Origin of the sequence: Serratia sp. PL17 (genome assembly GCF_017832355.1) — a bacterium.
Taxonomy (GTDB): Bacteria; Pseudomonadota; Gammaproteobacteria; order Enterobacterales; family Enterobacteriaceae; genus Serratia.
In genome coordinates this window covers 205,003-230,085 of record NZ_JAFIBY010000008.1, presented here as the reverse complement: position 1 = coordinate 230,085, position 25,083 = coordinate 205,003, and the positions used below count along the sequence as shown (strand labels likewise).

The 25,083-nt window shown below is 55.0% G+C and carries 16 protein-coding genes; 3 read left to right on the top strand and 13 right to left on the bottom strand.

Annotated features, from left to right (window positions below):
• The first annotated feature begins 257 nt into the window (after positions 1 to 257).
• Positions 258 to 8,900, top strand: coding sequence for a glucoamylase family protein (locus tag JOE25_RS22170; protein ID WP_209638953.1), 8,643 nt, complete (start codon positions 258 to 260; stop codon positions 8,898 to 8,900).
• 44 nt (positions 8,901 to 8,944) lie between these two features.
• Here JOE25_RS22170 and elaB read toward each other — a convergent pair whose 3' ends face one another.
• The 3 genes from elaB to idnO form a co-directional block, all read right to left on the bottom strand.
• Complete coding sequence (gene elaB / locus JOE25_RS22165) at positions 8,945 to 9,256, bottom strand: stress response protein ElaB (protein ID WP_209638951.1); 312 nt, start codon at positions 9,254 to 9,256, stop codon at positions 8,945 to 8,947.
• A gap of 86 nt (positions 9,257 to 9,342) precedes the next feature.
• Positions 9,343 to 10,374: an L-idonate 5-dehydrogenase gene (gene idnD, locus JOE25_RS22160; RefSeq protein WP_209639049.1), complete on the bottom strand. Its 1,032-nt coding sequence runs from the start codon at positions 10,372 to 10,374 to the stop codon at positions 9,343 to 9,345.
• Positions 10,375 to 10,398: 24 nt separating this feature from the next.
• Positions 10,399 to 11,163, bottom strand: a complete 765-nt coding sequence (gene idnO / locus JOE25_RS22155; RefSeq protein ID WP_209638949.1) for a gluconate 5-dehydrogenase — start codon at positions 11,161 to 11,163, stop codon at positions 10,399 to 10,401.
• Positions 11,164 to 11,431: 268 nt separating this feature from the next.
• On the opposite strand from idnO, the gene JOE25_RS22150 reads away from it, so the two are divergent.
• Positions 11,432 to 12,415 (top strand): substrate-binding domain-containing protein, encoded by a 984-nt coding sequence (locus tag JOE25_RS22150; protein WP_209638947.1) that lies wholly within the window; start codon positions 11,432 to 11,434, stop codon positions 12,413 to 12,415.
• Position 12,416: 1 nt separating this feature from the next.
• Here the strand turns inward: JOE25_RS22150 and JOE25_RS22145 are convergent, their stop codons facing one another.
• The 5 genes from JOE25_RS22145 to JOE25_RS22125 form a co-directional block, all read right to left on the bottom strand.
• Entirely contained in the window at positions 12,417 to 12,911 is a 495-nt protein-coding gene (locus JOE25_RS22145) for a DUF1097 domain-containing protein (RefSeq protein ID WP_209638945.1), read from the bottom strand.
• 225 nt (positions 12,912 to 13,136) lie between these two features.
• Entirely contained in the window at positions 13,137 to 14,381 is a 1,245-nt protein-coding gene (locus JOE25_RS22140; protein ID WP_209638943.1) for an MFS transporter, read from the bottom strand.
• A gap of 184 nt (positions 14,382 to 14,565) precedes the next feature.
• Positions 14,566 to 15,429, bottom strand: a complete 864-nt coding sequence (locus JOE25_RS22135; protein ID WP_209638941.1) for a DMT family transporter — start codon at positions 15,427 to 15,429, stop codon at positions 14,566 to 14,568.
• A 104-nt stretch (positions 15,430 to 15,533) separates the two neighbouring features.
• Complete coding sequence (locus JOE25_RS22130; protein WP_209638939.1) at positions 15,534 to 15,962, bottom strand: cupin domain-containing protein; 429 nt, start codon at positions 15,960 to 15,962, stop codon at positions 15,534 to 15,536.
• Positions 15,963 to 16,055: 93 nt separating this feature from the next.
• Positions 16,056 to 17,888: a thiamine pyrophosphate-binding protein gene (locus JOE25_RS22125; RefSeq protein ID WP_209638937.1), complete on the bottom strand. Its 1,833-nt coding sequence runs from the start codon at positions 17,886 to 17,888 to the stop codon at positions 16,056 to 16,058.
• A 336-nt stretch (positions 17,889 to 18,224) separates the two neighbouring features.
• Between JOE25_RS22125 and JOE25_RS22120 the strand changes: the two genes are divergently transcribed.
• Positions 18,225 to 19,100 carry a LysR family transcriptional regulator gene (locus JOE25_RS22120; protein WP_209638935.1) on the top strand — a complete coding sequence of 292 codons (876 nt, stop codon included), beginning with the start codon at positions 18,225 to 18,227 and terminating at the stop codon, positions 19,098 to 19,100.
• Positions 19,101 to 19,174: 74 nt separating this feature from the next.
• On the opposite strand, the gene nuoN is transcribed toward JOE25_RS22120, so the two are convergent.
• The 5 genes from nuoN to nuoJ all read right to left on the bottom strand — a co-directional run bounded on the left by nuoN (position 19,175) and on the right by nuoJ (position 25,077).
• Entirely contained in the window at positions 19,175 to 20,632 is a 1,458-nt protein-coding gene (gene nuoN / locus JOE25_RS22115; protein ID WP_209638933.1) for an NADH-quinone oxidoreductase subunit NuoN, read from the bottom strand.
• Positions 20,633 to 20,638: 6 nt separating this feature from the next.
• Entirely contained in the window at positions 20,639 to 22,168 is a 1,530-nt protein-coding gene (gene nuoM / locus JOE25_RS22110) for an NADH-quinone oxidoreductase subunit M (RefSeq protein ID WP_209639047.1), read from the bottom strand.
• 205 nt (positions 22,169 to 22,373) lie between these two features.
• Complete coding sequence (nuoL, locus tag JOE25_RS22105) at positions 22,374 to 24,221, bottom strand: NADH-quinone oxidoreductase subunit L (RefSeq protein ID WP_209638931.1); 1,848 nt, start codon at positions 24,219 to 24,221, stop codon at positions 22,374 to 22,376.
• Positions 24,218 to 24,520, bottom strand: coding sequence for an NADH-quinone oxidoreductase subunit NuoK (gene nuoK, locus JOE25_RS22100; protein ID WP_012146014.1), 303 nt, complete (start codon positions 24,518 to 24,520; stop codon positions 24,218 to 24,220). The genes nuoL and nuoK overlap by 4 nt, the downstream gene beginning before the upstream one ends.
• Positions 24,517 to 25,077, bottom strand: a complete 561-nt coding sequence (gene nuoJ / locus JOE25_RS22095; RefSeq protein ID WP_209638929.1) for an NADH-quinone oxidoreductase subunit J — start codon at positions 25,075 to 25,077, stop codon at positions 24,517 to 24,519. The genes nuoK and nuoJ overlap by 4 nt, the downstream gene beginning before the upstream one ends.
• Between the last annotated feature and the right edge of the window lie 6 nt (positions 25,078 to 25,083).

Sequence of the window (25,083 nt, the reverse complement as noted above, 5' to 3'; positions counted from 1 at the left end):
AATTATACGGTAAATCAGCGCAGAGCGGCGGAAAAATCGTGTCGTTGGATCATCGGTAACAACACCTTATTGTTTATTAAAATTAAACAATTAGCTCAAAAAACGCCCAGCAAGATATTAACCGACTATACTAAGTGAGCATATCCCTGCCTGTTGCGAACCCTCGCCAAATCTAAAAATCGGCTTTAATGGGATGTTCACAATCTCCAAGCGATTTTTTCCGGCTGCCTTTTTGGTCAGATGTAAGGAGCTTTTTTGTGAAAGAAATACTAATCAATTGGTTGAAAAAACAACGCAGAATAACCAAAGTCAAACCTTTGCCCCTACGCCGCAGTAAAGGGGAGCCTGAACCGACCGGTGGAACGATCAAGGCCGAACTGTTTTCTGTCGATCAAATGGAGCGCTACGGCCAGCGTCTGGCACGCTCGCACAAGCTGGCAACGCGTAAAACACCTTACTATTTGCTGAAGCGTCTGGACGATAACGAGCGAATTCTGGCAGAAAGCTGCCACCAACTCAGCAACGGCAAAAAAGCCAGCATGACACCCGCGGGTGAATGGTTGCTGGATAACTACTATCTGATCGAAGAACAAATCCGTGTCGTGCGTCATCATTTGCCAAAAACCTTTGGCCGTGGCCTGCCACAGCTGGGCCCACCGCATAATTGCCCGCGTATTTATGACGTCGCTGCCGAGGCGATTACGCACGGTGACGGCCGGTGGGATGCGGAGAGCCTCACCCGTTATATTGCCGCTTACCAAAAAGAAGTTAACCTGACGTTGGGCGAACTCTGGGCACTGCCCGGTATGTTGCGCTTGGCGTTAATCGAAAACCTGCGACGCGTCAGCGTGGAAGTTGCACAGGCACAACGCGAACGCAATTTAGCCGACGCCTGGGTCACGAAAATGCTGGAATCGGCAGAGAACGACCCGGCCAACCTGATCATCGTGATCGCCGACATGGCACGCTCCAATCCCCCTCGTACCAGCGCCTTTGTTGCCGAGCTGGTACGTCGCCTGCAAGGCCATGGCACCATGCTGGCATTGCCGCTTACCTGGGTAGAACAGCGTCTGGCGGAAGTCGGTCTGACCTCTGATGAACTCATCCATCGCTTTAACCAGCAGTTGGCGGTTAGCCAACTGTCGGTCAGCAACAGTATTTCCGGCCTGCGTCAGCTCAGCGAAATGGACTGGGCAGAGTTTGTCGAAACCATGAGTCAGGTCGAGCAAACCCTGCGTGAAGATCCCTCCGGGGTTTATCCCTTAATGCACTTCAACACGCGCGATAACTACCGCCACGTGATTGAAATGCTGGCGCGCCACTGTCCGCACAATGAGGTACAGGTTGCCCAGCACGTGCTCAACATGGCGCGCGTCGCGGCCGAAGATCCCTCCGGCGATCCGCGCCGTAACCACATCGGCTACTACCTGATTGATGATGGCCGCCCAGAGCTGGAACAACAGCTTGATGTACACATTGGGCGCATTACCCAACTGCGCCATACGTTGAATCAGGCCCCACTGCTTTCCTGGCTCGGTAGCCTGAGCCTAATCACCACCGCGTGCTGTGCGGAACTGCTGCGCCATGCCTATAGCACCGGCATCAGTTGGGGGTTGGTCCTGCTGTTTTTCCCGATGGCCATCGTTGTCAGCCAATTTGTACTCAATCTGCTCAGTGAGGTCACGACCCGTAGTCGTACACCACAGCCACTACCGAGACTCGACTTCTCCTGTGGCATTCCCGCCGAGTTCCGAACCCTGGTGGTAATACCGACGCTGATCGGCAGTAAAAACGACATTGATAAGCTGATCAATACGCTTGAGGTCTGTTATCTGGGCAACGCGATGAAGCATCTGCACTTTGCCCTGCTCACCGACTTCAACGATGCCCCCCACCAGCACCATACTGAGGATGCGGCCTTACTGGATTATGCCTGCCAACAGATGAAAGCGCTGAACGGACGCTACCCTTGTGAAGGCCCAAGCCACTTTTTCCTGTTCCACCGCGATCGCCAATGGAATGAAAAACAAGGCGTCTGGATGGGGCTTGAACGTAAACGCGGCAAACTGAATGCCCTAAATAACTGGCTGCGTAACCGGGAAAACGCCTTCAGCACACTGGTGGGTGACGGCCGTGAGGTTCTGAAAAACGTCAAATACGTCATTACGCTGGACAGCGATACCGTTCTGCCACGCGAAAGCGCCCACCAATTAATCGCCGCCATGGCACACCCGCTCAATCAGCCCCAGTATGATATGAACCAGCAACGGGTGGTGGAAGGTTACGCCATCTTGCAACCTCGTATGGCCGAGGAAATCCCGAGCTACGGCCAGGGACGCTATGCCGCACTGTGCAGCAGCACGCCGGGCAATGATCCTTATACGCTGATGGCGTCGGATATCTATCAGGATCTGTTTGGCGAAGGTTCATTTATCGGCAAAGGCATCTATGACGTCGATGTGTTCTCGCACAGCATGAAAGGGACCTGTCCAGCGAATTTGGTGCTCAGCCACGATCTGCTGGAAGGGTGCTATGCCCGTTCCGGCCTGTTGAGCGACGTGCTGCTGTATGAACAATACCCCAGTAATTATCTGGTGGACGTTGCACGTCGTATGCGCTGGATCCGCGGTGACTGGCAATTACTCAACTGGTTACTGCCACGGGTGAAAACTGAAGACGGCACGCGCACCGCCAACCCACTGAGCACCCTGTCACGCTGGAAACTGTTTGATAACCTGCGCCGCAGCCTGACGGCCCCCAGCCTGCTATTACTGCTGTTTTGCGGCTTCGTTTGGTTGCCCAACACCCCTTACTGGTTGGCGGTATTCGCCATTATTCTGCTGCTGCCGACCCTGCTGGGACTGGTGCAAGATATCGTACGTAAGCCCCCCCGCAGGCCGCTGCTAAAGCATATACTGCTGGTACTGAACGGCTCACTCCACCGTCTGTCGCAGATCGGTCTACGATTGGCAACGCTGCCGCATGAAACGCTGTACAGCCTCAACGCCATCGCCATTACCTTGTGGCGGTTGCTGATCACTAAACGCAACCTGCAGGAATGGACCAGCTACGATCAATCCAAAGCCCGTCAGCAGGTCACGTTGGAAAACTTCTACCGCGCCATGTGGATCAACCCGTTAGCCGGGCTGGCGCTGCTGATTTTCACCCTCATGCATAACCCAATGGCGCTGTTTATTACACTGCCCATCACCAGCTTGTGGATCCTGGCGCCATTCCTGCTGTATTACCTCAGCCAAGAGCCTCAGCGCAGTAAAACCGCCATTAACGATGAACAACGGCGGTTCCTGCGCCACACCAGTCGACAGACCTGGGACTTCTTCAATACCTTCGTCAATCAGCAAGAAAACTGGCTGCCGCCGGATAACTATCAGGAGATACCGGAACCGGTGGTGGCGCACCGCACCTCACCGACCAATATCGGGCTATCGTTGCTGGCCAATATCACCGCCTACGACTTTGGCTATCTGACACTCAGTGAAGCGCTGCGGCGTATTGAACTCACGCTCAATACGCTGGACCGCATGGAACACTACCGCGGACACCTCTACAACTGGTATGACACCCGCACATTGGAGCCGCTAAACCCGCGCTATATCTCCAGCGTCGATAGCGGCAACCTGGCAGGCCATCTGTTAACGCTCAGCGCCGGCCTGCCCGCGCTGGCCCACCAACCCTTCATTGAACCGCAACGGGTTCTGGACGGACTCGGCGACAGCCTGCAACTGCTGGAACAGCACTGGGGCGACGCCGCACCAAAGAACCTGTCAAAACTGCGTAACCACTGGGAACAGGCTCATCACAGCCACCCTGCCGCCCTGTTAGCCGAACTGAATGCAATGCGCAATTACAGTAACGGCCTGCAAGAGCCGGCGCTAAACCATGGCGATGAAACCCGACGTTGGGCCGGCGCACTGCACCAGCAACTTAATGAGCTCTGCGCCGAGTGGGCGCAATGGTTCGGCTGGCTGAGCGACAACGTATCTGAACTGGAAACAGTCCCCAGCCTGCATTGGTTGGCGAATCCCCCCTCGTCATTGACGCTGTCGGTGGAGCAACGGAGTCAACTTGATGCGGTCAGCATCCAGGCACAAGAAAAGCTGACGCAATTGGACAGCCTGCAACAGCGGCTGGAAAAAATGGCGCAGATGGACTTCCACTTCCTGTATGACGAATCGACCCATTTGCTGACCGTCGGCTTTAACTGCGATCAAAACCGGATGGACAGCAGTAAATACGATCTGCTGGCATCGGAAATCCGGCTGACCAATTACGTCGCCATCGCTACCAACCAAGTCCCTCAACGCAGTTGGTTTGCACTTGGCCGTCTGTTTACCCTGATCGAAAATGAACCGGCGCTGATGTCATGGAGCGGTTCAATGTTTGAATACTTGATGCCGCAATTGGTGATGCCCGCGTACCCCGATTCGCTCTTGGTACAAATGTGCCGTGCTGCGGTAGACAGACAAATTGCCTGGGGCAAAGAACGCGGCGTCCCTTGGGGTATTTCCGAGTCCGGCTACTTTGGTTTCGATGCCGATCAAAATTACCAATACCATGCTTTTGGCGTACCCGGTTTGGGCCTGAGACGCGGTCTGGGTGACGACATGGTGGTCGCCCCTTATGCGACGGTGATGGCATTGATTGTCGACCCGGATGCGGCCTGCAATAACCTGGTCACGCTGGAAAAAAATGGTGCCAAAGGCCGCTACGGTTTTTACGAAGCGCTGGATTACACCACCGCACGCCTCAGCCGCGGTCAACTGTACGTAATTATCCGTTCCTATATGGCGCACCATCAGGGCATGAGTTTCCTGGCCCTGTCGCACCTGTTGCTGGATGCGCCGATGGTGGCGCGTTTCGCCGACTACCCGGCCTTCCAATCAGCACGTTTGTTACTGCAAGAACGGGTGCCGGATGCCGTCGAGTTGTACAGCACGCGTCGCCACTTTGAGACCCATGAGGGCACCATTACCCCAGCCAGCTTCGTAGCGCGTGAATTTAACCGGGTGGACTCACCAATCCCGGAAGTGCAGCTGCTGTCCAACGCCAACTACCACCTGATGCTCACCCAGGCTGGTGGCAGTTACAGCCGCTGGCAGAACCTCGCGCTCACCCGTTGGCGCGAAGATGCTACCTGCGATAACTGGGGCGCCTTCTGCTACCTGCGCGATCCGCAAACCGGTGAAGTCTGGAGCAATACCTGGCAACCCATCGGTGGCGCCGCCAAGGGGTACAGCGCCGTATTCAACGATGCCGGGGCCGAGTTCCAGCGCCAACAGGGTGCGCTGACGGTAAAAACCCAGGTGGTGGTATCACCGGAAGATGATATTGAACTGCGGCGCGTGACGCTGATAAATCGCGGCAAACAACCACGCACCATCGAAATCACCAGCTATGCGGAAGTGGTGCTGGCACCGGCAAGCAACGATCTGGCTCATCCGGCATTCAGTAACCTGTTCGTGCAGACCGAATTGCTGCCGGAGCAGGATGCTATTTTGTGCCATCGTCGCCCGCGCGAACCCAAAGAGAAATGCCCGTGGTTGCTGCATATGATGACGGTACAGGGCCGTTCCAGCCAAACATCCTTTGAAACCGACCGTGCCAAATTTATCGGCCGCGGGCGCACGCCCACCAATCCGCAGGCGTTGTATCAAAATGCGCCGCTCAGTAACAGTGCCGGGCCGGTCATTGACCCGATCATCGCTATCCGTCAGCGCGTGGTGCTGGAACCGAACGTACCTCTCACGCTGGATATCTTCTATGGCGTCAGTGAAGACCGCGCCAGTGGAATGGTCATGCTGGAAAAATACCGCGATCGCCATCTGGCAGATCGTGTATTTGAACTCGCGTGGTCGCATAGCCAGGTGGTCCTGCGCCAGTTGAACGCCAATGAAGAGGACGCCAATCTGTTTAATCGCTTGGCGGGCGCAGTGGTCTTCCCGGCGCAAGAAATGCGGGCCGCCGGCAGTGAAATCATTAACAACCGCCGCGGCCAATCGGGACTGTGGGGCCACTCTATCTCCGGCGATCTGCCGATAGTCCTGCTTACGGTGACCGACAGCGAGAACATCGAGCTGGTACGGCAACTGATCCAAGCCCACAACTATTGGCGCTTGAAAGGGTTACAGGTCGACCTGGTGATCCTCAATGAAGACGTCGGCGGCTACCGCCAGGATCTGCAAAACCAGATCATGGGCCTGATCGCCGCCGGTATGGAATCCACCCAAACAGATAAGCCCGGTGGCATCTTCGTGCGCACCAGCGAGCATATGGCACCGGAAGACCACCGGTTGTTGCTCAGCGTTGCGCGGATTTATCTCGACGATCGTCGCGGTGGATTAACGGAGCAACTCAACCAGCGTCTGCAAATGCCGCAGGTTCTGCAGCAACCTCTGTCGCCAGTCACCGCGTCGTCGAAACTGGCCACGGTGGACAATCTGCCGCGTAACCTGCATTCGCCACAGCTGCCCGCCATTGACGCGTTGCAGTTTTACAATGGTCTCGGCGGCTTCTCCGAGAATGGCCGCGAATATGTGATCGCAATGAACGAAAGTAAGATCACGCCCGCCCCTTGGTCGAACGTGATCGCTAATCCGATGTTCGGCACCGTTGTCTCGGAAAGTGGTCAGGCCTACACCTGGTACGAAAACGCCCATGAATACCGCCTGACCCCCTGGGATAACGACCCTATCTGCGACCGCAGCGGGGAGGCCTTCTATCTGCGTGATGAAGAGAACGGGCACTTCTGGTCCCCCACACCACTACCTGCCCGGGGCCGTGGGCACTACCTGACCCGCCACGGTTTCGGCTACAGCGTCTTTGACCACCGCGAAAACGGTATCGACAGTCAGTTCACCGTGCTGGTGGCCAAAGATGCACCGGTCAAACTGTTCCTGCTAACCCTGACCAATACCTCGGGGCGCACGCGCAAGTTGTCGGCAACCGGCTACGTGGAATTTATTCTGGGTGATTTGCGGCAAAAATCGGCCATGCACATTGTCACACAGGCCGCATCGCCTGAAAGCGGCTGTGGCATCCTGGCCACCAACCATTACGGCAGCAGCGGTTCAGATCGCACCGCTTTCTTTGGTGTCACCGGCGTGCATTGTTCCATCAGTGGCGATCGGCGTGAATTTATCGGACGCAACGGTTCGCTGGCCAACCCGGTGGTGCTGAAACTGCGGCGACTGTCGGGCAAAGTGGGCGCAGCTATGGATCCCTGTGGGGCCGTTCAGTCGGCGCTCAGCCTGATCGATGGCGATCAACGCAGTCTGGTGTTTGCCCTTGGGTTGGGGCAAAACGCCGATGAGGCTGAGGCCCTGTTGCAAAAATACCTGCGGGAAGACAACCTGCAAGATGAACTGCAACGCGTTACGGCACATTGGGACAGCATTCTCAACAAGGTGCAAATCGGGACGCCGCATCCCGCCGTCGACCTGCTGGCCAATGGTTGGTTACTGTACCAAACCCTCTCCTGCCGTATTCAGGCACGCAGCGGTTACTATCAGTCCGGCGGGGCCTTCGGTTTCCGCGACCAATTGCAAGACACGTTGGCGTTGACCCATGCGGCCCCAGAACGTCTGCGCGAACAGATCCTGCTGTGCGCTTCGCGCCAGTTTATCGAAGGCGACGTCCAACACTGGTGGCACCCGCCACAGGGCAACGGGGTGCGTACGCGCTGTTCGGATGACTACCTGTGGCTGCCGCTGGCCATTTGTCATTACCTGGATGCCACCGACGATCGGTCCATTCTCGATGAGTCCGTCGGCTATCTGGAGGCGCGCAAACTGGCGCCGGGTGAGGAATCCTCGTATGAGCAACCCGCGTCAAGCGCAATACAGGAAACCCTGTATCAGCACGGCGTACGGGCGTTAAAACACGGATTAACCTTCGGTGAGCACGGCCTGCCGCTCATGGGAGCAGGTGACTGGAATGATGGCATGAATATGGTGGGCCTGGAGGGGCGAGGTGAAAGCGTCTGGCTCGGTTTCTTCCTGTTCCATATCCTGCAGCGTTACGGCAACGTCGCTGCTGCGCGCAACGACAACGAACTGGCGGCACTCTGTCGACAACAGGCCGATACCTTGCGCGATAACCTGCGTGACCATGCCTGGGATGGCGAATGGTATCGTCGGGGCTACTTTGACAGTGGAGAGCCGCTAGGTTCTCAACAATCAACTGAGTGCCGCATCGACGCCATCGCCCAGAGCTGGTCTGTGTTGTCCGGTGCAGCGGATAAAACACGCAGCCTGCAGGCGATGCAATCGCTGGATAAACACCTGGTAGACAACCAAGCTGGCCTGATAAAACTGCTGACACCGCCATTCGATGGCAACGGCCCTAATCCGGGTTATATCCGCGGTTATCTGCCTGGCGTGCGGGAAAATGGCGGTCAGTATACCCACGGCGCAGTATGGGCGGTCATGGCCTTCGCCGAAATGGGCAATATCGAACGCGCCTGGGAACTGATGGCGCTCATCAACCCGATCAACCACAGCCTGAACAGCACCGCCGCCGAGCGCTACAAGGTTGAGCCTTACGTGGCGACCGCCGATATATACGCGGTCGCGCCGCACGTCGGTCGTGGCGGCTGGAGTTGGTATACCGGCTCTGCCGGTTGGATGTACCGGCTGATTGTCGAGTCACTGCTGGGATTGAAACGCCGTGGCAATCAGTTGTCCATCAACACCCGTCTGCCTGCGGACTGGCCACAGGTGACACTGAATTACCGGGAGGGTGGCAGCGAGTACCACTTGATTATCCGGCAGGGAATGGGAGCGACACAGATCACCGTTGATGGTGAAGAACAGCCGGAGGCCGTAATAACGCTGGTAGATGACGGGAAAATCCATCACGTGGACGTCATGCTGGGGCAGTAAAACCAAGGGCGCGGTGAATGACCGCGCCCAATACCTTTACGTCGTTATTTACGCGCCAACAACAGACCCAGCACCAATCCGACCGTCGCCCCAATGCCGACACTGTGCCACGGTTTTTCACGCACATAGCCGTCAGTGCGGCAAACCGCGTCCTTGGCACGCGCATAGTAGGATTCGGTAGAGTCAGTCAGCCGTGACTTGACCTCGCTCAACGCCTCTTCGGCATGGGCTTTAATGTCGATATAGGCCTGATCGGCGCGATCGCCGGAGTACTTCAACACTTCTTCCAGCGTGTCGCTCAGCATTCTCAGATCGTCGTCGAGCGTGGTTTGATCTGCATCCGTATTTCTCGCCATGTTAAGTTCTCCGTATTTAAAAAATGAAGCGGCCCTTAACTATAGACAAGGATAGCCGCTCCCCGCCATCAGACTATTGGCTAAAATTAGAACACCAGCTGGACCTTGGCGGCCAGGCGCTTATCGCCGGCGAATGCCAGAGCTTGTTCCAGTTGCTGATTGTTAAACTCAGCGGAGAGCAGCGGCAACGGATTGATCGTCCCGTCGGACAGCCAGGCAACCGCGATATCAAACTCTTCAACAAAACGGAATGAGCCCAGTAAATTCAACTCTTTGGCGATCAGCAGCATCAGTGGAAAATCGGGGAAACTGCCGCCCATGCCCACTTGCACGACCGTCCCCTTGGCACGGGTGACCTCCAGACAGCGCAACAGGGATAACGGATGGCCGGAAACTTCAAACGCGATGTCAAAATAGCCTTTTTCCTGTTGGTAACGGCTAAAATCGTCATTGCTTGCATGCATGCAGATAGACGCCCCCATCTCACGGGCGATATCCAGGCAACGTGGGCTAAGATCGGCACAAACAATTTCGCTGGCGCCCAGTGCCTTCAATGCAGCCACCAGTAAGCACCCGATCGGCCCTACACCGGAAACAAACACCCTTTTGCCGTTTACCTCCCCTGGCTGTTTTGCGGCATGAATCGCGACGGCCAAAGGTTCCGCAAACACCATCACCTTCTCATCGCGATCGGCGTCAAAGGCAATGCACTGCGCACTATCAACCACTTTGTATTGGGTGAAGGCACCATCCACATGGGGAAAATACATGGCGCTGCCGAAGAAACGCATGTGGGTACACTGGTTTTGCTGGTTCGCCAGGCAATATTTGCACAGCCCGCAGGGTTTGCTGGGGTTCAACGCCACCTTTTGGCCAACAGCCAGTCGCGCAGTATCACTGGCCACCACCTCACCAATCACCTCATGGCCAAGCACCATCGGCTGGCGCACTTGAAAGCTGCCAACCTTGCCTTCTTGGTAGTAATGCAGGTCTGACCCACAGATACCACCACGCGTGATTTTCACCAGCGTGCCCGTCCCTTGGTATTCCACCTCCTGCTCCACCACTGCGACGTCATATTTGCCTTTAACCACGCAGGATTGGGTTTGAATTTTCATCATTATTTTCCATTAAGCAGGCGGTTATACCGCAGCAGACATGCCGCCATCGACAAACAGCAGGTGGCCATTAACAAAATCGGATGCCTTTGATGACAAGAATACGGCAGCACCAATCAATTCCTGCGGATCACCCCAGCGGGCAGCCGGAGTGCGTTTGGTCAGCCACGCGGTAAACTCCGCATTGTCTGCCAGCGCCTGGGTCATTTCTGTTTTGAAGTAGCCCGGAGCAATGCCATTTACCTGAATGTTATAGCGCGCCAGCTCTACACACATGCCGCGCGTCAACATTTTTACCGCCCCCTTTGACGCGGCATAGGGTGTAATGGTGTCACGGCCCAGTTCGCTCTGCATTGAGCCAATGTTGATGATTTTTCCGCTTTGGCGCTGCACCATATGGCGCGCCACGGCTTGCGAGACCATAAAGACCGCTTTTTGATTGACGGCAATAATCTCGTCCCACTCTTTTTCCGGGAACTCGGTAAACGGATGACGGCGCTGAATGCCCGCATTGTTGATCAGCACATCGATTCCACCGCACTCTGCCTCGATTTGCTCAATAGCAGCATGAATGGCCTGAGAGTCGGTCACGTCAAAGGCCGCGGCGTCGGCGCGGAAACCTTCGCGTCGCAACGCTTCAACCGCACGCTGCGCATTTTCCTGAGTGGTCGCATTGACCAGAATATGGGCACCATACTGCGCCAGCCCACGAGCCAGCAGAAAGCCAATGCCCCGAGAAGCGCCGGTAATCAGTATTTTTTTATTATCCAGTGAAAACAAGTTGTTCATAACGCACCCCGGCCATGTCATTCAGAAAGAACAGGCGTCTATCTCAGCGGATCGCTGCCAGCAAAAATGTGATTGAGATCACTTAAAACAGTGTTACTAAAACCTGTTACCTTTAACGTGAAGCTACGCATTCCGCCGAGAAAACACATCAACATAGTTTATTGAAAAATATAGTTTTTATACTTTATGAGGCGGATTGTTATCGCCAGATCGATTTGTTAACATGACATCATGCGGGCTCTTTCCGCCCCCCAGCTAAGGCATCAGAATGAAGAACCAACGCGTCACGCTGCAGGATATTGCGCTGCTCGCCGGTGTGACAAAAATGACCGTCAGCCGCTATCTGCGCACGCCAGAAAAGGTGGCTGCAGAAACCGCCGCGAAAATTGCCCAAGTGATGAAAGAGGTTAATTTCACCGACAGCGATGAAGCGCGCTCAACGCAAAAACCGCGTATAGGCGTCCTGATCCCTTCGTTCAACAATCAGATTTTTGCCGACCTGTTAGCCGGTATCGAATCCATTACGCTGGAACACGGTTATCAGACCCTGGTGGTGAACTATGATTACAGCCGCCAACGAGAGGAAGAGCACATCGTCCAACTGCTGGCCTACCCCATCGCGGGGCTGATTCTTACGGATTCAGAGCACACATTACGGGCAGAGAAATACTTGGCGGCAGCAAAAATCCCGGTAGCGCAGGTGATGGATCTTGAAGCCCCGGAGGGGCGGATTGCCGTGGGGTTCGATAACTATCAGGCCGGTTATGACATGACAGAAGCGCTGCTTGCCAGCGGAAAACGTCAGGTGGTTTATTTTGGTGCCATGTCTGATGCCCGCGATAACAAGCGCTTTCAAGGCTATTGCCAGGCGATGGAAAACCAAGGGTTAGCGCCGCGTCAAATCACACCGCATCGGGTGTCGTCTGTCAGTGTGGGTTCCGATATGCTGGCGATGGCCCGTCAACTCTATCCTGATTTGGACGGTATCTTATGCACCAATGACGATCTGGCCGTTGGCGTGTTGCAGGCGTGTCTCCGGCTCGGGTTACAAGTTCCACAGGACGTCGCCCTGTCCGGTTTTCACGGTTTGGATATCGGCAAAGCCACCACACCGGGCATCGCCAGCGTGATCACACCAAGGTTTGATATGGGTAAAGTCGCTACGGAGATCTTGCTCAAACGCATAAAAGGGCTACCCTGCATTGAGCGCGTGGACCTGCACTACCGCATTTCCCTCGGCGGTACCATTTGAATCAGCGGTTAACATTCTCGGTAACAACAGCGGTCGCTTTGGTTTTCTCATTGCGTGCCGCCAACCACAAGCCGCTGTTTTTCATCGCGTAACCGAACACCAGCCCAACCAGTAAAGACAGGGTCACCAACGGCCAGTCACCGCCACCAGCAAAGGTCGCGCAAGCGCCAATGAAGGTACCAGGCACGAACCCCAGCCACTGTTGCTTTGCCTGAATGCACATCAAAAAAGCCACCACGCCGGTCAGCAGATAACCGAGCATACTCCAGCCTGGAGCGAGCTCACTGCCGTGAATGATCGCCATAGCCCAAAAGACGCCGCTGCAACTGGTCAATGTGCTGATTAACAACCCTTTTAATCCCCCCTGCGGGCAGGCGAAATAGGCTGTGCAGCCGAGAAAACCGGCCCAGCTGATTAACCCCAGGCTCACCGCAACCCATCCCCAAACGCCAGAGAGGATCCCGGTAGTCAAAGCAATGGCAAAAATAACGTTCATAAACCGACCCGCTGAAAAGGAAGCGCGCAGTTTACGCGAAAATCGGCAAAAATATATGATGGGCATCACATAAAATATGTAATGAGAAACATGGTAATTACAGAACTGAGGAATTTGTCACAAAAAAAACCAGCGTGGCAAGCACGCTGGAAATGACACACAACAACACCAGGGAAATCGTTTACCAGATTCACTCACGCCCAAATGAGATCGGGCGCTGAAATCTCAGCGTGGGAAGCCCGCGCGGGTCACCATGAGGCTTAACATTAAGCACACCACGGCACTGACCAGGAATAACAGGTTGACCGCCAGATGCAAGCTGGCATGGTCGATCACTACCCCCAACAGGATAGGGATCCAGTTGGCGATATAAGCAATAACGTAAAACAGCGAAATCAGTCTTGCATGGCTTGCCTTCGGTGAAATCAGATTCACCAATGTGGCACTGCCGACAAAGATAGCCCCGTAGGCATAACCCGCAATCACCATACCGGCACTGGCCAGACCCAACGAATGAATCTGTATGGCTTCGGCGAACACCACGACTGACAACGCTTGCGCCAGGCAGCCAAACATCAGCGAGTGACGAGCATTAACGCGGCGGCTCAGAATCTGGCTAATACCGGCAATCACCAGATAAACCGCGATCACATACCCATAAACACCACGGCTATGCATACCCAACAGCTTTTCCGACACGCTTGGGCCAATCGCCAGAATGCTGGCAGCCACAGCCCAACAGATAAACAGCGCACCGGCACACAGGAAGAACTTGCCCCCTGTCGCTCGCAAGCCATCTCCCAGAGAACTCTTTTCCGTTTCGGCCCCTGTTTCTACGGCTCCATTCAGGGGGACAACCGGAGCAATAGCGGGCCATTTGAGCATCACACCTAACGCAGCGATTGCCGCCACCGCCATAATGATAATGAACGGCAATGAGGTGGTATGGAACCCCGTTTGCAACGCAACGCCGCTGAAAATCGGCCCTAATGCCAGACCGGTGGTAAAAGACAATGTCGCAATCAGTGCCGCATTTTTACCGCCGTCTTTCGGCCCAAAACGCACCAGCGCAATATTCGCGGCCCCTGTCAGGGCGCCGGTACCAATACCGGCCAGCAAACGCGCCATAAACATCATCAGGAACGAATCGGCCATCGAGAATAACAAGGCCCCCGCCAGTACCACCAGCAGCGCAGGAACAATCATGCTGCGCAGGTCCTTCACTTTGCCGGCCATATTGCCCACGCCGAACAATGAGATCAGCACACCCGCAGCATAGGCACCATAAATGACTGTCAGGCTGACCGAGCTTAATGCCAACTCATGTTGATAAAGCGGATAAAGCGGCGTCGGCGCACTGCTGTTGAGCAATGCAGACATTAATGCCAAGGCTAGAAACAATAAGATGGCAAAATGTGACTCGCCCGAATTCGCTTGAGCTGCTTTATCAACAGCCACCCCTTCAGACATTTTTCTCTCCCGAAACAATCTGGATAAACACTAAGCCCTGAAAACCAAACTCATCAGGAAACGCGTTTATCATACCGTTCGGGTATAACCGTAAAAATAGCCAAGAATGCATCATAGTGATTCATTAATGCATTCGCGCTGGCAATACTCGCTGGTCTTTATGAAAGAAACGGGCAGAAAGTGGTTACACCGCCTCCGCTTTTTGGACCTTCGCGGGAGCACGTTTCAAAATAGCCAGCGCACCAGAAAGGATAATCAATGCCATGCCCCCGGCGGCAATGTAAGACAGTTTTTCGCCGAACAGCACATAACCGAGCAAGGTGGAAAAGATGATAGTGCTATAGGAAAGAATGCTAACAATGACCGCATTACCGCTGCCATAGGCGCGAGTCATGGTAATTTGCCCCAGGCTGCCGAATACGCCGATGGCACAGACACACAGTATCATCGCGCTATCCAACGCCGTGAACCCCACCACTGACGTCATTACGCCACCGACCAGCGTGCCCACCAGTGAGAAGTAAAATACCACTCGCAGTTCGGGTTCCCCGCTACGTACCAATTTGCCGACGTTAAAATAGGCCAATGCCGTGAGCAAGCCAGAAAACAGGCCGATCAGGGTCGCCGCATACTCGCCGTTCGGCGCGTCAGGGCGCAATAACACCAAAATGCCGATGAATCCCAGCAGTACCGAGAACAACAGTTTTCCGGTTAACTGACCTTTGGAAGTAACAAAGGCAATCGCCGATTGAAAAATCGGGTTGGTGTAACCCAGCGTAGTGGCGGTGGCGATCGGCAGATGGATCAATGAATAAAAACCGCAGTACATCGCCGCATTACCGATAGCCGCACGTTTCATATGCAGGCCCAGGTGCTGGGTACGAAAACCCAGGTTTTTAATATGAATCAGCGCGGCAACGATCAGGACGTTAATGACGGAACGGTAAAAAATGATGTCGAAAAAGCCAACTTTGGCCGAAGCCAATTTGATGCTGGCCCCCATCAGCGCAAAGAACCCGCTGGCGACAACCATCCATAAAGCAACCATGATTTCCTCAGAATGCAGCCCAAACAGGCTGCAAAAAATAATCTATACCCGTAGATTCCAAGCTGCAGCCAGGTAAAGCGGCAACTTGAAAGACGACACCGGCATTATTCGGCGGCTTTTACCGTCAGCGGTTTATTGTCTGCGCAGGCAAAGAACACCAGCATTTCAGCACCTTTATCACCCGATACCCCCTGATGAACAATATCTACCGTGTCGGTAAAAGAGTCACCCTGTTTAAAGGTGTGCTTCACGCCGGTTTTCTTTACCGTCAGCGAGACGCTCCCCCCTGTCATATACACTGCGCTGATGCACGGATGAGTATGCCAGGCCAGCACCTTGTTCGGCTCAACGGTGACCTTCAACATGGTGATCTGCGGAGCGCCGGCAGGATAATGCTGATAGGGCGACCCCTCCCACGACGTTTCTGTTTTCAGAAGCGTTTCTTTGGTAATGCCTTCACCATGATCGTCAGCGGCCTGTGCATGGCCTTGAAATGCCATCATTAATACTGCCAGAAGTGTCAATTTATACATTGTTATCGCTCCATGACTACTGTGAGTAAAATAGAATGGCGTGATGCAAAGGACAATAATAATGACGGCTCCCGGATTAACAGGGCAACGCTCTTACACGCCTTTGATACGCTGCTCGTATTCTACGATGCTCTCGGCATAGTATCGATTAGGCGCCACATGATTTCCTACTAACACTTCTATCAGGAACGGGCCGTCGTGTTCGGCCGCGGCAACCAGCGCGTCATCGAGCTCTTCCAACGTTGCCGCTTTGGCCGAAGAGACGCCCAGACTGTTGGCGAAGGCTTTCCAGTCATGATTGGGCAGCGCAGTATAATCTGCCGATACCCCCCGGTTCTGCAACGTGTCGATATGCATTGCACCGTGGGCACAGTTGTTCATCACCACGAAGGTCATCTTGACCTGATAACGGGCAGCCGTCTGAATTTCCATGCCGTGCATCAGCATACAGCCATCACCGGTGACCACCACGCAGTTACGATGCGGTGCCGCCAGCTTGATGCCAATACCCGCGCAAATCGCCCAGCCCATCGGGGCCAACGAACTTGATGTATGGTAATCACCACGCCCACTGGCCAGCCAGTGATGTGCCATAAAGATACGGTGCGCGCCAGAGTCGACCACGACGTTAGTATCCTGGTCCATATGGCGACGAATGCGTTTAATGGCATCGCCGGGGTACATGTTTGCCTCTGCCACGGCCAGACGTGCCTGCAAGTCAGGGCGCGGTTGTTCCAAGGGTAACTGATTTACCTGCTCAATCCAGCCATCGCGCAGCACGTTGATATCGGCCAGATGCGCATCTTCGTCACTGACCGCATCTAACAGGTGTTGTAGCGCCCCGGTCAGGCTGGAGAAAATCTGCATATCCGGCTGGTAGTGCGAACTGACCTTGTCAAAATCCTCATCGATCACCACCAGCGTTTTCGTACCGTGCAACCGTGCGTTCCAATTGAGGCTATCGCGCTGGCTGAGATCGCAGCCCAACACCAGCAGGACATCAACGTCATCACCATTGATGGTCTCCACAGCCCGGGTATGGCCGGCAAAACCATACAGACCCAATGCCAGCTCATGCCCTTCCGGGAAGGCGCCCTTGCCGGATAGCGTCGTGGCGACGGGCAAACGGTATTTCTCCGCCAGACGCAGCAGCAATGCCGCATCTTGCGGGTTATTCATCCGGTTACCGGCCAGACAGGCCACCTTCAACCCGCGTAACAGATAGTCGTCCAGCACCTGATCCAGCCCCTGCTGATCGATGGCAACTTCGCGGCACTGCGGCGTTGTGCGCGGCGGGCTGGCATCATGATTGCCGGCAACCACGTTCTTTTGCATATCGACCGGTACGCTCAAGTAAGCGCGGCCTTTACGTTGGGTGTTCAGACACGACAAACTGCGTCGCAGCTCGTGTTGCAACGTCAGGTTGTTTTTCACTTCTATCGCGGCGGAAAGCAATGGCTTGACGATGGTCAGCTCATCGATGCCGCTATTGCTGCCATCCTGGAAAGCACCCTGTGCTTCATGATAAGTGGCGATACCGCCAGCCAGATACAGCACCGGGATTTTATCAGCCTGTGCAGCGGCCATCGCGGGCAAAAAATTCATTGTGCCGGGGCCGGAGATCCCCAGGCAAACGCCAAATTTGCGGTTAGCACGGGCATAACCGTCCGCCATAAAACCACAGGCGGTCTCGTGGGCACCGACGATACCGGTGATGCCTGAATGTTCAATGGATTTAATCAGTGGGTACACCAGTTTACCGGGTACCAGGAAGATGTGCTGAATGCCGCGAGCTTCAATACCCTGGATGATCACATCAGCATTACTTTGCGTTGCCGCTTTCGCGCCGGGTGCTGCAATTACCCTAACACCATCCGCCGTTGCCAGCGCAACGGGGGTGTATAACTTCTCTGCGTGAGACTCCATTTTTAATGTCCAGTCGTGGTGGGTCAACCTGATATAGAGTCGATCCCACCAGGCGATTAGCCACAGAGACAGGCTCTCATGCGTATCTGCTTACGCGTTTAAGGTAACATTGGCACAAAATGTGCGCCAGATCACAGCATAAACGTTGATAAGCATAAAGATTGTCGGGTAAAAATAAAGATGCAAAAGTGCTTCACGTTGATGCATTTATTCATATCCTGAAACATAATAAATAATTATGATACGTGGGCCTCATTTGCAGCCTAAACCAGAGCCAGTACGGTTGCGCAAGAATGAACACTGACAAGACCGATAAGCCTGTACAAAGGAAATGGCATGATGAATTGGGATGATGCACGCTTCTTCCTGGCGGTCGCGCGCTGCGGCACTTTACGAAAAGCCGCCAATGAACTACACGTCGATCAGGCCACCGTCGGGCGGCGCATTACTGCATTTGAAGAGAGCCTGGGCTCCAAGCTGTTTATCCGCACGCCAAAATCCTTTTCCCTCAGTCCATTGGGTGAAGAGATGCTGGCCGACGTGATGAATATGGAAAACGCCGTACAAGCGATTGGCCGCAAAGCCACCAGCGGTGACGACAGCCTGTGCGGTAATGTACGCATCGCCACGACAGATACCATGGCTGAAGCCTTTGTCATCCCGGCGCTGAAAGTGCTGCGGGAGCAACACCCGCTAATTACGGTCACGATGCTGACGGCGGTTAATATCTCTGATATCTCTTATCGCGGTGCCGATTTAGCGATCAGGGGGGCACGGCCAGAGTCCGACGAACTCATTATCAAGCGCATGGCCACCATTGAGATGGGGTTGTATGCAACGCAGGACTACCTCGACAAGCACGGGATGCCGACCAAAGGCGACCATCTGCGCGGTCACGATCTGTTGATGTTCCCACGCGAACTGGTACCCCGCCACTGGAACGACTTCTGTGGCGAAGCGCTGATCGACCCTAACGTGGTGCTTCAATGCAATTCGCAGCTGCTTCTGCGTTCGGCGACACGCAACGGATTGGGAATTGGCCTGCTGTCCTCCTTCCTGGCGGATAAAGACCCAGACCTGGTACGCATCTTCCCGGAGAATAAAGACTGGGTCGATATTTGGTTGGTGCTGCACCCTGACCTGCAACGTGCGGCGCGCGTGCGTGCTGTCGTACAGGTTCTGGAAGAATCGTTTAAAAACAATCCCGGCTGAACATTGGCCCCGACTTCCCCACTCACCATAAAAAAAGGTCGCCGAAGCGACCTTTTTTACTGCCGTGATGCCTATCAGAACATCGGCTGTGCCATCTGCACCAGCGTAATCAGCGGCTGCGGATAAACACCCAACAGCAACACCAACGCGGCAGAAATCAGTACTACGACACCACCGGCGGTCAACGCCCAGTTATTCGGGGTATCACGCTGCAATGCTTCCGGTGCGCTGAGGAACAGGCTGACGGTGACACGCAGGTAGTAGTACAAACCAATGGCACTGCCCAGCACCACTGCGCCGGTCAACCACCACAGGTGAGCACTGACACCCATCGCGATAACAAAGAACTTACCGATAAAGCCCAGCGTCATCGGAATACCGGCCAGTGATAACATCATCACCGTCATCACCGCAGACAGGATTGGCTTATGCCAGAACAGACCACGGTAAGAGAACAGTGAATCAGCATCTGGACCACGGTACGGACTGGACATCAAGCTGACCACACCGAACGCACCCAGGCTGCTGAACAGGTAACCTGCCAGATAAACACCGGCGGTTTCCAGCGACAGCTGATGGGTTTGCACCGCAATCAACGCCACCAGCAGATAACCCAGATGGGCAATCGACGAGTAACCCAACAGACGCTTGATGTTGGTCTGGCTGATGGCCATCAGGTTGCCGAACAGAATCGAACAAACCGCAATGATTGCCAGTACCATACGCAACGCTTCGCTATCGGCAGCCGGGGCATACAGGAACAGACGCATCACTACCGCGAAGATTGCAATCTTGCTGGCGGTGGCCAGGAAGGTTGAAACCGGCGCAGGCGCCCCTTGATACACATCAGGTGTCCACAGTTGGAACGGCACCAGAGACAGTTTGAAGCCCAAACCGACAATCATCATGCCCATACCCGCCAGGATCAGCGGCTGGTGCATCATGTTTTCCTGCAGGCTCTTGCCCAGGCCAGCCAGTGACAGGTCACCAGACTCTGCATACAGGAGCGCCATACCGAACAGCAGGAATGATGATGCCGCAGCGGACAACAGCATGTACTTGATGGCCGCTTCCAATGGGCGCTTTTGGCGGTAGGCATAACCCACCAGGCCAAACAGCGGCAGCGAGATCAGTTCAATACCGAGGAACAGCGACGCCAGATGGTTGGCGCTCGCCAGCAGAATGCCACCCAGGGTAGCAATCAGCACCAGCAGGTAGAACTCTTCGCGGTTGTCCGGGTAACCGACCAGCCAAGGATAGGCAAAGGTACAGGTCGCCAGACTCGCCAGTATCACCAGCCCGGTATAGAACATCGAGTAGCCGTCAACCCGCAGCAGCGGGGTGACGTCCATTGGGCCAGCCTGGCCGACAAAGTACAGCGAAAGCAGCGCCAGGTTGAGACCGATCACGGTGAGAGTGGCGTTGATAAAGTGGTCGCGTCGCCACGCAATGCCAAGCATCACAACCACCACCGTCAATCCGACGATCAACAGTGGTAGCAATGCGATCAGTTGTTGAGGAGTTATTGTCATGGCGAATTACGGCCTTGTTGTTGAAATTGCTGAAACTGATGAACCAAACCAGTGTTGCACGTTGCTCATCGCCGCATGAGAAGTGTCCAGAATCGGCTGCGGGTAAACCCCCAGCAGAACCAGCAACACCACCAGTAGCAGAATGATGAACAGCTCACGCGCGGTCATGCCCGGCAACGGTTGGTCAGACTTGGCTTTGCCGTAGTAGGCGCGCTGCATCATGATCAACGAGTAAACCGAAGCAAACACCAGACCGAAGGTAGAAATCACGGTGATCACCGGTACAACCTGGTAGCTGCCGAACAGGATCATGAATTCACCGACGAAGTTACCGGTACCCGGCATCCCCAACGTCGCCACTGCAAAGAACAGCGACAGCGCAGGAATGTATTTAATACGTCCCCACAAGCCACCCATCTCACGCATGTCACGGGTATGCAGACGTTCATACAATTGCCCGCAGATGATGAACATACCGGCCGCTGACAGCCCGTGCGCAATCATCTGGATCACCGCGCCCTGGTAAGCCAGTTGGCTGCCCGTGTAGATGGCAATCAGTACGAAGCCCATATGGGAAACGGAGGTATAAGCAATCAGACGCTTGATATCGGTCTGTGCAAACGCCATCCAGGCACCGTAGAAGATACCGACCACGCCCAACCACATCGCAATTGGCGCAAACTCATGTGAAGCTTCCGGGAACAATGGCAAGCTGAAACGCAACAGACCGTAGGCCGCGGTTTTCAGCAAGATCCCCGCCAGGTCCACAGAACCCGCGGTTGGTGCCTGGCTATGCGCATCCGGCAACCAGCCGTGCAATGGCACTACCGGCATTTTCACCGCAAAGGCGATGAAGAAGCCCAGCATCAGCAGGTATTGCACGTTATGTGACATTGGCGTTTGCAGCAGGTCTTCGTAATCAAAGGTCCACACGCCGGTCGCGTTGTAGTGCACGAACACCAGGCCCAAAATGGCAATCAGCATCACCAGACCGCTGGCCTGGGTGTAGATGAAGAACTTGGTGGCCGCAGTGATGCGGGTTTTCCCGTCCGACGCCTTGTGACCCCAGAGTGCAATCAGGAAGTACATCGGCACCAACATCATTTCCCAGAAGAAGAAGAACAGGAACATGTCGATGGCGAGGAACACGCCGATTACCCCACCCAGGATCCACAGCAGGTTCAGGTGGAAGAAGCCCTGGTATTTCTGGATTTCACGCCAGGAACAGAGGATAGCCAACACGCCCAGCAGGCCGGTCAGCACCACCATCAGCAGTGAAAGGCCATCCAGCGCCAGGTGGATGGAAATACCAAAACGCGGGATCCACGGCAGCAGGAATTCAGACTGCCACTGCGGAATGCCTTTCGGCGTAGTCAACGTGTAGCCACCCTGCATCCACAGATGCAGAGAAAGCGCCAATGTCAGCCCCATTGCGATCAACGCAATCCAGCGCGGCACCTTAGTACCGAAGCGCTCAAACTGCCAGCACAGCAGACCGCCAATAAAGGGGATAAGAATTAGCCAAGGTAATAGCATGGCGTTTTGTGTCCCTATTCTACCGTTGTCTTTCACGCTGTGGCGTTGTTGGCTACGTCTGTTCACCCCGGTCACTTACTTCAGTAAGCCCCTGGGGATTTGCACACTTGCCGCCTAGCCACAACGCGAAATTCATACGGTATAAAACATTCCGCATAGCGCCGTGTTAACGGACGCTACGCCCGATAATTGTGTCTACTCTCTGTTAAACCAAAATCAACAGAGCTAGCACCACCACTGCACCCACACCCATAGACGCTATATACCAACGCACCTGACCGTTCTCGCTGACTGTCAGACCTCGGTTCCCCCAGCGGGAGAAGATGGCCGGCAGGTTCATCATCGAGTTCAGCGGATCGCGTTGCAGCAACTTCGCAATACCCAGGTACGGCTTGACGAACACTTTGTCGTACAGCCAGTCGAAGCCCCAGGCATGGAACCACCAGGTCGAGAAGAAACGCCCTGGTGCGCTTTTGGCGATACGGGTAACCAGGCTACGTTTGCCCAGCCACAGCGCCGCCGCCAGCAGAATGCCGACGATAGCCACTACGCCGGAGGTGATCTCCAGCTGCAGCACGCTACCGTGCGCCAACTCGGTGGTATCTGGCAGTACACCCTGCAACGGCGGCACAATCATCGCGCCGACGAAGGTGGACAGCACCAGCAGAACCAACAGTGGCAGGTGGTGAGTGATGCCTTTACCGGCATGCGCTTTGATTTTCTCCTCGCCATGGAACACGATGAAAATCATACGGAAGGTATACAGTGAGGTCATGAATGCACCGACCAAACCGGCAATCATCAGGTTAATGTGTCCGTTGGCCATCGCGCCGGCCAGGATCTCATCCTTACTGAAGAAGCCCGCGGTGATCAGTGGCAATGCCGACAGCGCAGCGCCCCCCACCAGGAAGCAGACGTAGACCAGCGGAATGCTCTTGCGCAGGCCACCCATCTTGAAGATGTTCTGCTCGTGATGGCAGGCCAAAATCACCGAACCGGAGGACAGGAACAACAGCGCCTTGAAGAAGGCATGGGTCATCAGGTGGAAGATAGCCGCATCCCACGCCTGTACGCCCAACGCCAGGAACATGTAACCAATCTGGCTCATGGTGGAGTAGGCAAGTACGCGCTTGATATCCGTTTGGACCAGTGCGGCAAAGCCCGCCAGTACCAGGGTCACTGCCCCGATAATACCCACCAGATGCAGGACTTCCGGTGCCATCAGGAACAGGCCGTGAGTACGTGCAATCAGGTAGACACCCGCGGTTACCATGGTTGCAGCGTGGATCAATGCTGAAACCGGGGTTGGACCCGCCATTGCGTCCGCCAACCAGGTCTGCAACGGCAGCTGCGCCGACTTACCGACCGCGCCGCCCAGCAACATCAAGGTAGCCCAGGTGATCGCCGTATCGCCGACCGCCAGTTTTTGCGGTGCCAGGATCATCAGTTCACGGATGTTCAGCGTGCCCAGTTCGTTGTAGAGGATGAACAACGCAAACGCCAGGAACACGTCACCAACGCGGGTCACGATGAAGGCTTTCATCGCCGCCGCACCGTTGGCCGGATCTTTATAGTAGAAACCGATCAACAGGTAGCTGCACAGGCCCACGCCTTCCCAACCCAGGTACAGCAGCAACAGGTTGTCTGCCAGAACCAATACCACCATGCTGGCGATAAACAGGTTGGTGTAAGCGAAGAAGCGTGAGTAGCCTTCTTCACCGCGCATGTACCAGGACGCGAACATGTGGATGAAGAAACCCACACCGGTGACCACTGACAGCATGGTCAACGACAGCCCGTCCAACGTCAGCGTCACGCCGATGTTGAAGTTGCCGACGGTCATCCAGTTCCACAGGCTTTGCTCAAACAGCTGTACGCCGGTGGCTTTCTGGGCGAAGAAGTCCATCGCCACATGCACAGTAACCAACGCAGCCAGGCCGATAGAGCCTACGCCAACGGTCGCCGAAACGTTTTCAGACCAGCGGCCACGGGAAAAGGCCAACAGCAGGAACCCGATCAGCGGTAGCAGAATAGTTAAATATAATAGGTTCATCCGCGCATCTCACTGACAGTATCAATATTCAGGGTATGACGACGACGGTAGAGCTGCAGCAGCAACGCCAGACCAATACTGGCCTCGGCTGCCGCCAAACTGATCGCCAGGATGTACATCACCTGCCCATCCGGTTGGCCCCAGTAGCTACCCGCGACGATAAACGCCAATGCCGCAGCATTGATCATCACTTCCAGACTGATCAGCATAAACAGCAGATTGCGGCGAACCAGTAACCCGGTCAGACCAAGGACGAACAGGATCGCCGCCAGGATCAAACCATGTTGAAGAGGGATCATGCTTGCTCCTCCGATTTTCTTCTCGCCATTTCGCTACTGGCCGGGGCGTTACTCAACACTTCACCCGGTTTGTGCTCACGGCCAATGTGGAAGGCAACAACCAGACCTGCCAACAACAGCATTGAAGCCAGCTCGACCGCCAGAACGTAAGGACCAAACAGGCTGATCCCTACCGCTTTCGCGTCGACCATGTCACCGCTGATGCCCTGATCAGACACGCTACGGATAGCGACAATCAGTACCGCTAATAGCGCCAGCGACAACAGGCCCGGGCCAATCCACACAGACGGCTTCAGCCAATCACGCTCTTGCTGCTGCACCGCGTTGCCGAGGTTCAGCATCATCACCACGAACACGAACAACACCATGATGGCGCCCGCGTAAACGATGATTTCCAGCGCTGCGGCGAAATACGCGCCGAGTGAGAAAAAGACTGCAGAGATCGCCAATAGCGAGACGATCAGATACAGCAACGCATGCACAGGGTTGGTATGCGAGATCACGCGAACTGTCGCGACCACCGCAATCAAACCTGCCAGATAAAAGGCAATTTCCATGCTTGC